At 65.4% G+C, this 12,904-nt stretch carries 17 protein-coding genes; 7 read left to right on the forward strand and 10 right to left on the reverse strand.

The annotated features are described in order from the left end of the window. Positions 1-63: 63 nt before the first annotated feature. Entirely contained in the window at positions 64-192 is a 129-nt protein-coding gene (locus LV75_RS34710; protein WP_285469935.1) for a hypothetical protein, read from the reverse strand. A gap of 97 nt (positions 193-289) precedes the next feature. On the opposite strand from LV75_RS34710, the gene LV75_RS02205 reads away from it, so the two are divergent. Beyond that, a complete protein-coding gene (locus tag LV75_RS02205; protein WP_253884881.1) occupies positions 290-565 on the forward strand; it encodes a hypothetical protein in 276 nt (91 codons plus the stop codon). 307 nt (positions 566-872) lie between these two features. Here the strand turns inward: LV75_RS02205 and LV75_RS02210 are convergent, their stop codons facing one another. Further along, positions 873-1,427 carry a hypothetical protein gene (locus tag LV75_RS02210; RefSeq protein ID WP_253884882.1) on the reverse strand — a complete coding sequence of 185 codons (555 nt, stop codon included), beginning with the start codon at positions 1,425-1,427 and terminating at the stop codon, positions 873-875. Positions 1,428-1,710: 283 nt separating this feature from the next. On the opposite strand from LV75_RS02210, the gene LV75_RS02215 reads away from it, so the two are divergent. From LV75_RS02215 to LV75_RS02225, 3 genes are all read left to right on the forward strand, one after another. Continuing rightward, positions 1,711-2,340, forward strand: a complete 630-nt coding sequence (locus LV75_RS02215; protein WP_253884883.1) for a prepilin peptidase — start codon at positions 1,711-1,713, stop codon at positions 2,338-2,340. Between the two features lie 124 nt (positions 2,341-2,464). Then, positions 2,465-2,968, forward strand: a complete 504-nt coding sequence (locus tag LV75_RS02220; RefSeq protein ID WP_253884884.1) for an NUDIX hydrolase — start codon at positions 2,465-2,467, stop codon at positions 2,966-2,968. 56 nt (positions 2,969-3,024) lie between these two features. Then, positions 3,025-3,804, forward strand: coding sequence for a transposase family protein (locus LV75_RS02225; RefSeq protein ID WP_253884885.1), 780 nt, complete (start codon positions 3,025-3,027; stop codon positions 3,802-3,804). A gap of 375 nt (positions 3,805-4,179) precedes the next feature. Here the strand turns inward: LV75_RS02225 and LV75_RS02230 are convergent, their stop codons facing one another. Next, positions 4,180-4,404, reverse strand: a complete 225-nt coding sequence (locus tag LV75_RS02230) for a DUF2188 domain-containing protein (RefSeq protein WP_253884886.1) — start codon at positions 4,402-4,404, stop codon at positions 4,180-4,182. 75 nt (positions 4,405-4,479) lie between these two features. Beyond that, positions 4,480-4,725 (reverse strand): DUF2188 domain-containing protein, encoded by a 246-nt coding sequence (locus LV75_RS02235; protein ID WP_253884887.1) that lies wholly within the window; start codon positions 4,723-4,725, stop codon positions 4,480-4,482. Positions 4,726-4,912: 187 nt separating this feature from the next. On the opposite strand from LV75_RS02235, the gene LV75_RS35780 reads away from it, so the two are divergent. The 3 genes from LV75_RS35780 (at position 4,913) to LV75_RS02245 (ending at position 6,534) form a co-directional block, all read left to right on the forward strand. After that, positions 4,913-5,296, forward strand: coding sequence for a helix-turn-helix domain-containing protein (locus LV75_RS35780; RefSeq protein ID WP_372504120.1), 384 nt, complete (start codon positions 4,913-4,915; stop codon positions 5,294-5,296). Continuing rightward, positions 5,286-5,822, forward strand: a complete 537-nt coding sequence (locus LV75_RS02240; protein WP_253884888.1) for an ImmA/IrrE family metallo-endopeptidase — start codon at positions 5,286-5,288, stop codon at positions 5,820-5,822. Before LV75_RS35780 ends, LV75_RS02240 begins: the two co-directional genes overlap by 11 nt. Positions 5,823-6,066: 244 nt before the next feature. Beyond that, positions 6,067-6,534: a hypothetical protein gene (locus LV75_RS02245; RefSeq protein WP_253884889.1), complete on the forward strand. Its 468-nt coding sequence runs from the start codon at positions 6,067-6,069 to the stop codon at positions 6,532-6,534. 1,377 nt (positions 6,535-7,911) lie between these two features. Here the strand turns inward: LV75_RS02245 and LV75_RS02250 are convergent. The 6 genes from LV75_RS02250 to folE are packed head-to-tail and all read right to left on the reverse strand — an operon-like array spanning position 7,912 to position 12,860. Next, positions 7,912-8,739: a class I SAM-dependent methyltransferase gene (locus tag LV75_RS02250; protein WP_253884890.1), complete on the reverse strand. Its 828-nt coding sequence runs from the start codon at positions 8,737-8,739 to the stop codon at positions 7,912-7,914. Positions 8,740-8,755: 16 nt separating this feature from the next. Then, positions 8,756-9,670 carry a DUF2797 domain-containing protein gene (locus tag LV75_RS35375; protein WP_253884891.1) on the reverse strand — a complete coding sequence of 305 codons (915 nt, stop codon included), beginning with the start codon at positions 9,668-9,670 and terminating at the stop codon, positions 8,756-8,758. 12 nt (positions 9,671-9,682) lie between these two features. Continuing rightward, positions 9,683-10,378 (reverse strand): dTMP kinase, encoded by a 696-nt coding sequence (locus tag LV75_RS02260; RefSeq protein WP_253884892.1) that lies wholly within the window; start codon positions 10,376-10,378, stop codon positions 9,683-9,685. A gap of 18 nt (positions 10,379-10,396) precedes the next feature. Continuing rightward, positions 10,397-11,428 (reverse strand): hypothetical protein, encoded by a 1,032-nt coding sequence (locus LV75_RS02265; RefSeq protein ID WP_253884893.1) that lies wholly within the window; start codon positions 11,426-11,428, stop codon positions 10,397-10,399. Then, complete coding sequence (locus LV75_RS02270; protein ID WP_253884894.1) at positions 11,425-12,243, reverse strand: hypothetical protein; 819 nt, start codon at positions 12,241-12,243, stop codon at positions 11,425-11,427. The genes LV75_RS02265 and LV75_RS02270 overlap by 4 nt, the downstream gene beginning before the upstream one ends. Then, a complete protein-coding gene (gene folE / locus LV75_RS02275; RefSeq protein ID WP_253884895.1) occupies positions 12,243-12,860 on the reverse strand; it encodes a GTP cyclohydrolase I in 618 nt (205 codons plus the stop codon). The genes LV75_RS02270 and folE overlap by 1 nt, the downstream gene beginning before the upstream one ends. Between the last annotated feature and the right edge of the window lie 44 nt (positions 12,861-12,904).

Here is a 12,904-nt window from a genome sequence, read left to right on the forward strand (position 1 = left end):
GCATTCGGAGAAACAGCGCACCCAGCAAGAAGAATGAGATTGAGAACGTCTACACAGGATGGATCAGCGCGCGCCGAGAGCCTGGATCTCCACCACACGGAACGCCGTCGTGGTCGACGTGGTCAACTCGGGGAACGTCCCACCCGTTCCGGCACCCGCCCACGACACCGACCAATGAATCGTCGCGGTCACCGGATACCGCTCACTCGCCCGCCGAAAGGTGTGCCCACACGTCGGCGACGCCGCCCGCGGATCACCACCGAGCAACGGGTCACCAGGCCCGTTGCACGTGACCGTCGTCCCGTCACCCATCGACCAGGTCACCGCCGTCGGCCGCGCGGTCGCGGTCACCGACACCCCCGGCACCGACGCGGTCACCGACACCGGCACCCACGCACCGCGGTCCACCCACAACCAGGTCGGCAGGTTCACAAGCTGGTTCTGCGCCGGACTCGCCGAGACCGACGGCCGCGGCAACGACAACCTGTTCCGCGCCGTCTCCGCCAACACCCGCGGCGACACCGGCGCGGGAGCGGCATCCGCCACCCAGAACGGACCTTCCTGAAAGTCCGGTAAGCACGTCAGCAGGTACCAACCACCGCCCGTGGTCGGCTGCCCCGGCTCCGAGTAGTCGTCGACCTTGTCCCACCGGCACCCCGAGTAGTCCGGGCCAACCGCGGAATCATCGTCCCCGCCGGTCCCGGGAAGATGCACCGCTCCACCGTTGTGTCCGCCGCCCCCGGCGCTGACATCACACCCGGCGACGGGCACCTGCCCGCAGTCGGCACCACCCCAGCCATCGTCCGCTGCCGCCGCGGGCGCGAAGGCCACCGCCGTGGCGAGGGCCAATCCGGCGGCGGAGATCGTCAGCCTCAGCATGTCCCCACCGCCTGAACGGCGAACGAGGTGACCCGCCACGAGCCATCGTCCTGGCGCGTCGCCTCCGCGGTGATCGCCCGACGCCCGCCAGGGGTGTCGTCCTTCAGTTCGCCCGTGGTCTTGTACTTCAGCCAGTTGGTGCTGTCCCCGCAGTCCGCGATCTTCACCGTGTTGCTTTCCACGCTGGTGACCTGCGGATTGTTCTTCGGCTCGCCCTTGGTCACCACCTGGTTCGTGTGGTCGCGGTAGAGGCTGCGGGTGATCGTGCTCAACGCTTCGCCCTTGGCGTACTTCGCCAGCTCCACAGACTGCCAGTCCGAGGTCAGCCCGGCCTGCGCCATCGCACGCCACATGCCGAGGTAGGCGTCGGAGGCCGCGCGGCCATCCCGCTCGTCCGCCGACTCGGTAGTCGTCGTCACCGCGGTGCTCGGTGTCGAGCTTGTCGGCAGCCCGGCCGAGGTCGGCGGCGGATCGGCGGACGGGCCACCGCACCCCGCCGTCAGCACCACCACCGCCATGGCGACGGCCGCGATCGTCTTCGGAGACACAAGAACCCCCAGAGTGAGAGTTAGTTCGCCCCAACGGGCTCACCAGCATCGTCCTATGACTTCTACAGCCACTCACCCAGGGGACATCAACGTCTCCATGTGGAGTCGCACATGACGCAATGCCGCCAAAGCGCAGATACAACCCGAACGGCCTAACGGGCGACGTCATTTCTAGGTCAAACTACACCTAGCGTGACAATCCCGCGATCTATTGACTTGACGCTGCCACCATGGAGAATCCCAGTTCCATCATTTGGGTTACATCGAGAACCGGAGGGACACGGTGGAAGATTGGATCTTTATCGGAGTCTGGACACTGGTCGGAACAGTTGTAACCAACCCCGCCAACACCCTGGTGCGATCTCTTGGCGCTTCCACCTCAACTCCGGTCAACCACCGCCTAGTGACGGCCTGCGGCATGGCCGTCTATGCGCTACTCGCGGCCAGACTGGGTATGGGCGCGACGCTTGTTGCGTACTCGGTCCTGGTCTCATTGATCATCCCGCTCGCAGCCATCGACCTACGCGAGCATCGCCTACCCACCAAGCCCATAGTCGTCACCGCCGCGGCCATTGCGATCTTGTTCGCAGGTGCCACTGCGGCAAACAGGCAGCCGGAACCGCTCCTCCGCAGCCTCGCCTGCGCCGCCGTGTGCCTTATGGTGCTCACCACCGCATACTTGATCACTCCGGGATTCATAGGCGGCGGCGACATCCGACTCGTGGTTCTCCTCATGCTTGCCCTCGGCTGGACAGGATGGACGGCGGCGGTTCAAGGCATCGCCATCGGACTGCTAGTCGGCGCCGTGCACGCGCTAGTCCGTTTAGCCGACAGAGGACGAAGCGGGCCTCGTCATATTCCTCTGGGGCCAGCACTTGTTCTGGGAACACTCGGTTCGATTCTCATCAATTGATCAGTCCGCCCCCGTCATCCACAACCTGCTCAACGAAACTCGCCGATGCGGCCAAGCATGGTTGAGGGACGTGCCCCGAGATGGCCTGTGGGAGCCGGTCGCCTCGTCGGCATAGGGTTGGCCGGTGATTGATCAGAGGACGGTGGATGCGGCAGTCGCCGATGCTCGTATTGCCGTGATGGAGTTCGATGACGCCTATGCGTGGCTGGGCGCCCGTCCTGTCCTGACCGACCCGCTGTCGGCCGAGGTGTGGGTTACCGATCGGTCCTTCGAGTGTGTGCTTCTTGTGCGGCATCGTGTCCGCGGTTGGGTGCCACCGGGTGGCACGGTCGAGGCGGGCGAGACTCCGCGGGCGGCTGCTGCTCGGGAGTTGGTGGAGGAGACCGGTGTGCTCGGTGAGTTGCTGCCCCTCCCCGCGGCGGTGGCGGTGCGCTCGTTCAGGCCGGATTGGTCTCCCACGCTGGGGCTGACCTATGCGGCTGTGGTCGATCGTGATGTGCCGTTGGGCGGTGAAGCGGGTCAGCCGCCGCGGTGGGTCTCCTTGGATGAGGAGTGGGAGAGTGCGTTCCCGGAGGATCGGCACCGTATCCGCGCTTACGTGCGCCAGCTTGGAGTTCGACATGGCTAGAGGATGTCTCGTAACCCGGTGAGCGGGTCTGAGTGGCGGTGGTTGATCATGGTCGGGTGCAGGTGATCTCGGCGTCGCGGTCGGAGTGGATCAGCCCGTTCACCGGGTTGGAGCCGGGCCAGTTCCGCAAGTTGGTGCGGGTGGTGGCCGAGCGGGGTGGCGAGGAGATCGCCGATGGACGACCAGGTCGTCAGTGGCGGCTTGACCTGCCGGATCGGGTGCTGCTCGTGGCGACGTATTGGCGGACGAACCTGACGATGCGCCAGATCGGCCCGTTGTTCGGGGTGTCGCACTCCGCGGCGCATCGCGTGATCGACACGATCGGTCCGCTGCTGGCGTTGGCCCCGGTCCGGCGCCGTCGCATCGATCAGGTCGCGATCGTGGACGGGACACTGGTCCCGACCCGCGACCGGCGGCTGGCCGCTCCGTCGAAGAACTACCGTTACTCGACGAACGTGCAGGTCGCCATTGACGCCGACACCCGTTTGGTGATCGCCACCGGCGACCCGTTACCGGGCAACCGCAACGACTGCACCGCCTACCGGGACTCCGGCATCGCCGCCACACTCGCCGGTCGCCCGGTGATGGCCGATGGCGGCTACCAAGGCAACCCGGGTGTGATCATGCCCTTTCGCAAACGACGTGACGGGCAACCACTGGCCGACTGGCAGGAAGACCTCAACGCCGGGCATCGCAAGGTCCGAGCTCGCGTCGAGCACACGCTGGCCCGCATGAAGGTTTTCAAGATCCTGCGCGACTACCGCCGCGCCGCCCACACGCTCAACGACACCGCATCCGGCATAGCCAACCTGCACAACATCATCCTCATCGGCTGACGCGCCCCGGTCCGACTGCTCCAAGATCAGTTACGAGACACCATTTAGAGCGTGTCCTGCAAGTCAGCGTGGCCAAACGGCGATGACAACGGGTTTGGCCTTATAGGAGGCAGCTCGATCGACGATGCGATGAATTGCTTGTCCACCCACGAGCAGAGTCCAGTCTGCCAGCGGAAACGTGCCCGTTCTTGATCAAATACGGGAGGCGGACATCGAGCCTGACGCGACTGGGCCCATGTGTGGCTTGACTGCTCTGGGGCGATGGCAACCGCAGTCAGCTCGTAGCCTGCGCAAGTCGGTGGTGCGTTACAGTCGAAACGCGGCAGGGACCGCGCCGTCGCGAGCGGCGCGGTCCCTGCTTGTTTCTCGACTCAACTAGCCCCGCGGCGGGTACGGGTCGTCGCCGTAGGTCGACTCGTCCTCGATGGTGCCGTTGGCCCGCTTGATGATCAGCTGGCTGGGAGCGTTCGCCTTCGCGACCCTCCGACCGGCGTCGACGGCGTCTGCCTTCTTGTCGTGCCGTGACAGCACCTGGCCGCTGTGGGACACCTTCCACCTGGTCCCGTCCGGGGCGACCTCGTAAACCTTGCGTGTGGGCATCTTGTTTCCTTACATGCTCAGAGTCGTCCGACTCCAGTGGGCCGAGCCGCCGAGTGCGGTCTCGGAGAGGTGCGCCTAGCGCTTATCGCGCGGCGGAACCGGGTCGTTGCCGGGGGGGATGGTGTCGGAGTCGCGCACCTTGCCATCCGTGCCGTGGATGACCAGTTCTCCGCCTCCCGCGTTGTGGACGATCTCGCGCCCGCGCGAGATCGCCTCGGCCTGAGTGTCGTGGTGGCTGCTGGCTCGGCTGGCTCCGGGCTTCTTCACGTCCCAACCGCCAGCCTCGCTTGGTACGACGTGCCGGTCGTTGGCTCCTGCCACTGAACTGCTCCCATCTGTTGAGTATCACAAACCCTCCGTCTGGCGGAGTGCTGAACTGGACGCTACAGGTAGCCTCGATGTGGTTGCAACCGACCCCGTCGGAGGAGGCGTTGGCGCCGCTCGACCGCCTTGGCATGGCGTTTGTCAGGCAAACGTGCCATCATGTGCGCCACGGAGGCGGGCGAGCATGGAGTGGTCCAAAGGCGAACTTGATCGTTTCTACGCCGCTGTAGGAGCGAGGATTCGCCATGCGCGGAGTTCGGCGCGAGTGACCCAGACGGAGTTGGGGGAACGTCTAGGGCTCACCCGCTCGTCTGTTGCCAACATAGAAGCTGGACGGCAGCGAGTTCAGCTGCACGTGCTTGTACAAGCAGCCGTGGCGCTCAGCACTGAGTTGACCGATTTGGTGCACAATGCCGACGCTTTGAGTGATGGCGGCGAGGCTCGGACTGTAACTCCAAATGACAATCTGCACGAAGACGATTATCGGGCACTAGAGGGGCAGCCAGATACGACTGCTGATTTTGTGAGCACCGTCGTACGATGGGCGGGGAGTTCCGATGATGAGTGAATACCGCAAGCCGCGGGCAGTAAGCCTTGCCGAGCAACTTCTTAAAAAACATGGCGTCACATCGGCGCCCACGCCAGTGGAAGAGATTGCGGTAGCGGAGGGTATCAAGGTTGTACGAGCCCCGGCTAAGGGTACGGAGTCGGCATTCCTGATCCGCGATGGTCGTCGGACTATCATCGGCCTAAACAGTCGGACGTCTGCTCGTCGTCAACGGTTCTCGATCGCTCACGAACTTGGACATTGGCAGCTACACAAAGGAAAGCGACTTATCGTCGATCACTCTATTCGGATCAACAACCGTGACCACGTTTCCAGCGCGGGAACAGATATCGAAGAGATCGAAGCAAACAACTTTGCTGCCGCCCTGCTAATGCCAAGGCTCTTGCTTCAAGCCGCCGTGGATAGAGAGTTGGACGGTGAAGTCGCCAGCAGGGACTCGCTTGCGCTAACACTTGCACATGAGTTTGACGTCAGCACCGAGGCTATGAAGTTTAGACTTATCAACCTCGGCATATTTGTCGGCTAGGTGCGCATGGTCCTCCGCGGTTCGGCTCATCGAATTTATGCAAGTCGCGTAGTCGATATTTGCACCAACGGAGGACGCTCTTTGCCGATCGGGTCTGTTGCACCCCTTGTTCCTGGTTGACCTCCTCGCCTGTAGATGCTGTATAGCAATTTTCATAGACTCCTTTCATTATTGATCGATTCGTTCCATTCGTGAAGAGATCTCATGTTGTTGCGCTGCTGCGCGCGACTGCCATCCTCTGTTCATGACCGTCGCTGCCTTCGTCCTCTCATGTCTCGGCTTCGCTGTGGCCGTCCTAGCTGCCTGGTTCGCTCATGGCCAGAAGAAGGCGGCTGAGTCGGCTGCGGTCGAGGCCAAGCGATCGGCGGATGCCGCTGAAGCGGTAGCTGCTGTGGAGCGCGAGCGTCGAGCTGAGGAAGTCGCTGATGCTGCGCGTCGCCGCGTGGTGTTTGGGTTGCTGCAGTTTGGTGGGCGTCAGTTCGCCCTGCGCAACAGCGGGACCGACACTGCCTATGGCGTCCACGTCGACACTGGTGGCCTGGGTATCCAAGACGAAGTGGTCGACTTCGAGGAGTTCGAGGCAGGACATGAGGAGGCGTACATCTTCGCTAGGACGATGAACCCCGAGCAGGCCAGCCACATTGTAGTGACCTGGCACCTCCAGCCTGACCGCTCGGACGAGCCGCGGACCGTTAGGTTGCTCGGACCTTAAGTTGGGTTGCCTGCGGTGGTACGCAGGCCACAGGCGTGCGCCTCGTTAGTTCGGTGCCATACTGTGGTCGTGACGGCAATGAGGCAACTGGCTCCAGGGGAGCAAGAGCCTGTCGGTACGTGGTGGCGCGGTGAGGCGTCGGTATCACGTCGCTTTGGGGTGGACCCGGGCGCGGGCTACCGAGGTATGGTTGTCGGAGCACCCGGAACGGGCAAAAGCTATCTTTTGAGTAGGATCGCACATGAAGTCGCGCGGTCTGGAACCTCTCTCACGATTATCCTGGGTAGCTATAGTGCTCGAACCATTGCGTCGCTTGTCCATGGTGACTTGACCGCAGCGAATACCTTAGTCGGCGAGCATAAGACGCTGCCTTATATTGCTGACCTCCTTGCTGTCGATACTGCCCGCAAGGTGCCCGATTCGGGCATGTTTGACAAGATTGAAGCATTCTGGGGAGTTGTAGGCCGGAAGGTAAAGCCCGAACCTTTCAATGGTGAGCTTGAACTGCGCCTCCGTGGTATCCAGTTGGACTGGAACCTCTGTGATCTCTCAACGTTTCCGCTGCTCTGCTCACAAGTCGCCCATCTAAGTTCTCATGGTTCAGATATCGAGTGGATGGTTGACTGGTGCGAGCGGGTGGTAACCATCCGAGACTATGTCCGGGCTTTCCTTACGCGGCTTGAGCACTTGCTCCTCCTCGGCAGTCCCGTCGTACATGTCTTGTACCTCGTGCGAGCGAGCATCGGTCGGGTATGGCGTGGACTCGCGAAGCTCTGGCCCCCAGGCCGGTGTGTAACCGCCTGCGGGCAGGTAACGCGTGGTCCCAGTGCTCAGCGGATGACCTCATCGTCGGTCATGGTCGTCCGCGGTCGCCACGCGCTCACCTAGCGCGCCTGTTGGCTTCCGCCTCGTCGTGGGAGCTAGCAGTGGATACAGAGATTCTCAGGGTGTTGGTCACGCAGGGCACCACAGGTGCCTCCGTGGCGGCAGTGTTGTTCCTGATACTCAAGCACGGTCCACACGCGCTACAGACCGTCCTCGGTGAGGTTCGGAAGCACCGGCTGTTCCGCCAGGCGCTCTACGGCAAGTCTGAGAAGCTTCGCCAGCGGGCCCGGGACCTGCTGCGACTGGAGCTTCCTGGCTCGGACGAACCACCTCCGGAGGTTGAGGAGAGACCGCCCCCTTTACTGGATAGCGGGGATGAGCCACCCCCAGCTGCTAGTGCTCCATGACTCCACTAGTCCGAGACGCGACGTATCATCCGCCTCCAGTTGAGCGCGAACCTAAGGCAGTTGGCGCAGCTGATATGCCTGCGGCATTGAGGAAGCGGTGGGCGGGAACCCGAGCAGCGCGAGACCAGTGCAACTAGAGCTGCGTTCAGGGGCGCTGGGCGACGACGACCAGCCAGCTCGTTGCGGTCGGGGTCTCGGGTGTGGTCATGGCGTACGCCTTGGTCAGGATGTCCATTCGTTGGGCGTGGGTGAAGTCGCCCTCGGGGCGGGCGAAGATCGGGATGGACAGCCATGCCTTCTTCTCGGCCATGGTGCTGTGGTGGGCGGTGACCTCGGTGTCGACGAGGTCCAGTCCGGCGGCGGCCAGGTGGTTGGTGATCGTGTCGAGTGGCAGCTTGGGTGGTGGGGTGGCCGCGGTTGGTGGTGTGTAGCCGTGGTCCCGGGCGGCGACCTGGTTGATCAGGGTGTTGAGTGAGAGGCCGGTGCGGGTGGTGGTTTCGTCGGGGTGGCGGACGCCTGCGAAGCCGCCGCCGATGTTGAAGACGAATCGGCCACCGGGGCGGAGCACGTCGTGCACGGCAGCGAACACGGCGGGGACGTTCGTCTTCCAGATCGCGCTGTTGCAGATGACGGCGTCGGCCGGGCCAGGGACGTGGGCGCTGAGGTCTTCGGCGGGGGCGGTGACCCAGGTGAGGCGTGGGTCGGTCAGGGTGCGGCGGCCGACGCGTTGCATCGCGGCGGCGTTGTCCAGGGAGATGACCCGGGCCTGCGGTGGGGTGAGTTCGAGGATGGCTTCGCTGGTGGCGCCTGCTCCGCCGCAGAGGTCGACGACGAGGTCGCTGGTGGGGAGCTGGGCGCGGCGAGCGAGGTCGCGGCTGGTGGCGGAGTACATGGGGAACTCGCGGGTGAAGGCTGCGTACGCCTCGGCGGTGGTGTCTTCGTCCCAGCCGAGTACGGCGTCGAGGGGCGCCATGGTGGGCCTCGTTTCGTCAGAACAGGGAGCCTTGGACGGCGGCGGTGGGTGAGGTGAAGGGGCCGAGGGTGATGCGGCGGCCTTTGAGCGTGCCGAGGTCGAGGACGTAGTCCATCTCGTCGTCGCCGGACAGGGTGGTGAGCACCTGGGTGCCGATGCAGGAGGTGACGGTGACGCCGTGTTCGCCGTCCTGTAGGTCGTGGGGATACAGCGCTCGGGATCGACCGGCGGCGCGCAGTCGGTTGCCCTCGGCTGGCGGGACCCATTTCTCCAGCGAGGTCGGGTTGCCGGTCGCGGTGAGCATGTCGGTCACTCGGGTGACGTGCTGGGCATGGGCGGTGTGGGCGACGGCGAGGCTGGTGAGACTGGCCAGGGCCTTGAGTTTGGTGGTGGCCCGGACGGTCTGGGGCATCCGCAGGTCGCGGGTGATGGCGTCTTCGAGGTAGCGCACGGCGCGGCCGTCGGGAGTGGTGGTGAGGTAGGTGGCGACTAGGGCGCCCTGCTCGTTGAGGCGGGAGTGTTTGCGGGGTTCGGCGGCGGTGCCGACCTTGGTGGCTCCGTCGGCGAAGGTGGCCAGGTAGAGCCAGTGGGGTTGGTTCATGTACCGACGTAGGGCGTCGGGGACATTGCCGTCGCGGTGGTACTGGTGGGCGAAGCGGAACTCGTCCTGGCTGAGGCACCGCGGGCATTGGTCGCCCTGCCCGGCACGTGCGCGGTCGGGGCAGGCGAGGGCTTCCACGCGGACGGTGTCGACGAACCGGTACCGGCCGGTGCACCACCTGCCGGTACCGGTCGCGAAGCCGAGGCGTTGGTTCATGATCTCGGCGTAGACCAGTGGCCCGTCGGGGAGCGGGGCGAGGAGCAGCCGTGGGTCGCCGGTTGCCCAGGTGATGCCGTGGCACACGTATTCGCCGTCAGTCGGTCGGGTCACTGGTGGAGTCCTTCAGAGGGGGAGCTGGAGGCGGTCGGTGAGGGCTTGGGCGGCGGTGTGGAAGACCTGGTCGCGGTCCATGTCGGTGACGTCCATCGACAGCCAGCCGCCGCGGTCGGCGTGCTCGCGCAGGGTTGCCAGGACAGTGTCCTGGTAGCGGACGAAGTCCTCGTCGGCGCCACCGGAGTGGCCGGTTTCCAGGGAGCTGAACTCGCCCTTGCGGGTCAGCGCGGTGTGGGCGTCGATGTGCAGGAAGAACACCAGGTCGGGTTCGGTGAGGTGGGCGAAGACCTGTTCCGCCAGCTCGGTGGACACCTCGGGGTTGACCGCGTAGCGGGCGAGGATCTTGTGGTGGGCGTTGTCGAGGATGACGTGGGTGCCCGCGGCGAGCGCGGGCTGGATCACGAGCTTGTCCTGCAGGGTGTACCAGGCGGCGAGGGCGAGCAGCCAGTAGTGGTCGCCGCACTCCTGGGCGACTCGGGCGTCGCGGCGGTAGACCAGCGTATTGAGCTGGTCGACGTAGGCGGCCAGCTCCAGGTCCGCGGGCACGTCGGTGGTGTGCTTGCCGACCAGGATCGTCTTGTGGCCCGCGTCGTTGAGGGCCTGGTGCAGGCGCGCGGCGAGGGTGGACTTGCCCGCGCCGTCGATGCCGACGATCGTGATCTCCCGCCCTCGGGTCGGGGCGTTGGGCGTCGCTGTGCTCGGCATGGGCGTTCCTCCGTGGGGTCAGGCCAGGCGGGCGGTGATGATGTCGCGGATCTGGGTGATCAGGGCTGCGCGGCGCTGGAGCACGTCGTGGTTGCGCTCGTTGGACAGGTCGGCGGGGTAGTGCCGGGCGAGGTTGTTGGAGATGACGTGCAGGTAGCCGAACCCGATGTCCGCGTCGCGGGCGGCTGCGCCCATGGGGCCGATCTCCGGGTCGACGAAGGCGTGGTCGGCGTGCTCGGCCAGCCAGGCGCGGTTCTCCAGCAGGATCGACGGTGAGGTGACGTGGATGCCGGTGTGCACGCCCGGCTGGGAGGCGGCGAAGTCGTCGAAGAAGTCGTTCCAGGTGACCGGGGTGCCGTCGATCAGGCTGGTGTTGCCGGTGGCGAGCAGGGTGTTGGGCTCGATCTCGGGGTTCAGCGCGCCGACTTTGCCGACGTAGACGACGTCTCCCGCACCCAGCTCGGCCAGGCGCGTGACGACCCGCCCGGCGACGTCGCCCCAGATGCTGTGTTGGAAGCCGAGGAAGACCACGCGGCGGCCGTGGATTCGGGTGCGTTGCCAGGCGTAGCCGTGCCCGCGGTGCCACACCCCGTCCGAGGGGACGAGATGGGCCAGGCCCCAGCCGACGACCACCAGGTCGCCATCGAGGTCGAGGTCGAGCCGACTGACCGCGGCGCGGGACACCGCTGGGGTAGGCGGCTCGTAGCTGACGATGCTCGCGTCCTTGCCGACCATCGCCAGGTAGGTGGCGATGATCAGGCCGTAGTGGTGTACGTAGTCGATGCCGGGAAACGCTTTGACGATCAGGTCGCGGCCGTGGACCTCGGCGGTGGGGCGCTCGATGTTGAACAGCTTGCCGGTCTTCTCGTGGGTGGAGATGACCGCGCCGCGGTCGTAGCCGCCGATGACGTGAATGCTGTCCCAGTCGTGGTCCTGGATCAGGTGGTGCGCCTTGATCTGGAGGTAGCGCAGCAGGCGATCCGGGGGCATCGTGTGCCCGCCAGCATCGATGGGGTGCGCGCGCAGCGCCGTTCCGGTGAGCAGGCTCATCGGATGGCCTCCGGGATGCACACGGTGCTGCCCGCGGCCTCGCGGACGACGTCGATGTTGCGGCGGATCAGGCCGAACCGGTCTTCGGGGATGGGGCCAAGGTTCTCGATCCGCGGCGTCGGGCGCTTCTCATAGGGGCCGTCGGGCAGCATGGGAATGCCCATCGCGCCGAGGATGACCGGTGCGGCGCCGTCGACCGAGGCGATCCACTCGTGCTCGCGCTGCTCGACCAGCTCCAGGTGCCCGGTGCGGCCGAGGCCGAGCAGTCGGTAGGTGATCCGGTCCTCGACCAAGCCGTGATCTTCCAGGAACCGGGTCGCCGTCCACCGGGTCCGGCACAGCAGTTCCTCGGGCGCGGGCTTGCGCGAGGCGGGTAAGGCGATGGCGCCGACGTAGGCGCTGGAGGCGAAGTGGTCATAGGTGCGCAGCCACTCCTTGTCGGTGGCCGCGTGCAGCACCACGCACAGTCGGAACTCGTCGCTGAGGTCGTGGATCTCGCGGGCGGCCTCGTCGCTGGCCTGGATTGTGGCGGGGCCGTTGCCCATCACGTCGGGCAGGATGATCTCCTTCGCCCCGACCTCGCGGGCCGCGGCGACCAGGTCCGCGGCGGGCAGAGCGTGGCCGAGGTCGAAGACGCCGTTGTCGACGATGATCTCGGCGCCGCGCTGGGCCTCGCGGTGGAAAAACTCGCGGTACAGCGCGTCGGTCAGAACGCGTTGCGCGGCGACGTGGTGCACGCGGGCGGGTTCTTGGGCGACGAAGGCATCCAGGTAGTCCGGCGGGGCGATCACCGAGAAGTCGATGCTCTTGGCCATCAGGGGTTCCCCCACTGGGTCGCGACGACAGTGAGGAACTGTTGGGAGAGAATCGGATCGGTCTCGAACCGACCGCGGGCTTCCAGCGTGGTCGTGCGGGCCGACTCCATGCGGACGCCCCGCGCGCTCATGCACAGGTGCGTGCCGTGGACCGCGACCGCGACGTCGCTCCCGCCGATCGCAAGGGCTATGTCGTCGGCGACCTGCCGAGTGAAGCGCTCCTGCACCTGGAAGCGACCGGCATACCGCTGCGCGACACGGCCGAATTTCGACAGGCCGATCACCTGCCCGTCCGGCACATAGCCCACGGTGACGTTCAGGTTCATGGGCAGGAGGTGGTGCTCGCACAGCGACCAGACGCTGACGCCTCCGACGACGACCAACTGATCGCTGAGGTGCTGCTCGGCGAAGCAGGTCGGCACCGCCGCGTCAGGGGAGAAGAACTCGTTCCACCAGGCGGCAACCCGGGTCGGCGTGTCCGCCAGGCCCTCGCGGGTGGGGTCCTCGCCGATCGCGACCAGGAGCTGGCCGATCAGGTCGGTGACACGGTCACGGTCGACTCGTCCGGGCGGAGCCTGGCTCCCGTTGAGCGTTGTGCTGTCAAGGATGTCGGTCATGGCGAATGCCTCCTGTCAAAGGGCGTGCGTCATCGCGAATCGTC

It is taken from the genome of Actinokineospora diospyrosa (assembly GCF_024171925.1).
GTDB lineage: Bacteria > Actinomycetota > Actinomycetes > Mycobacteriales > Pseudonocardiaceae > Actinokineospora > Actinokineospora diospyrosa.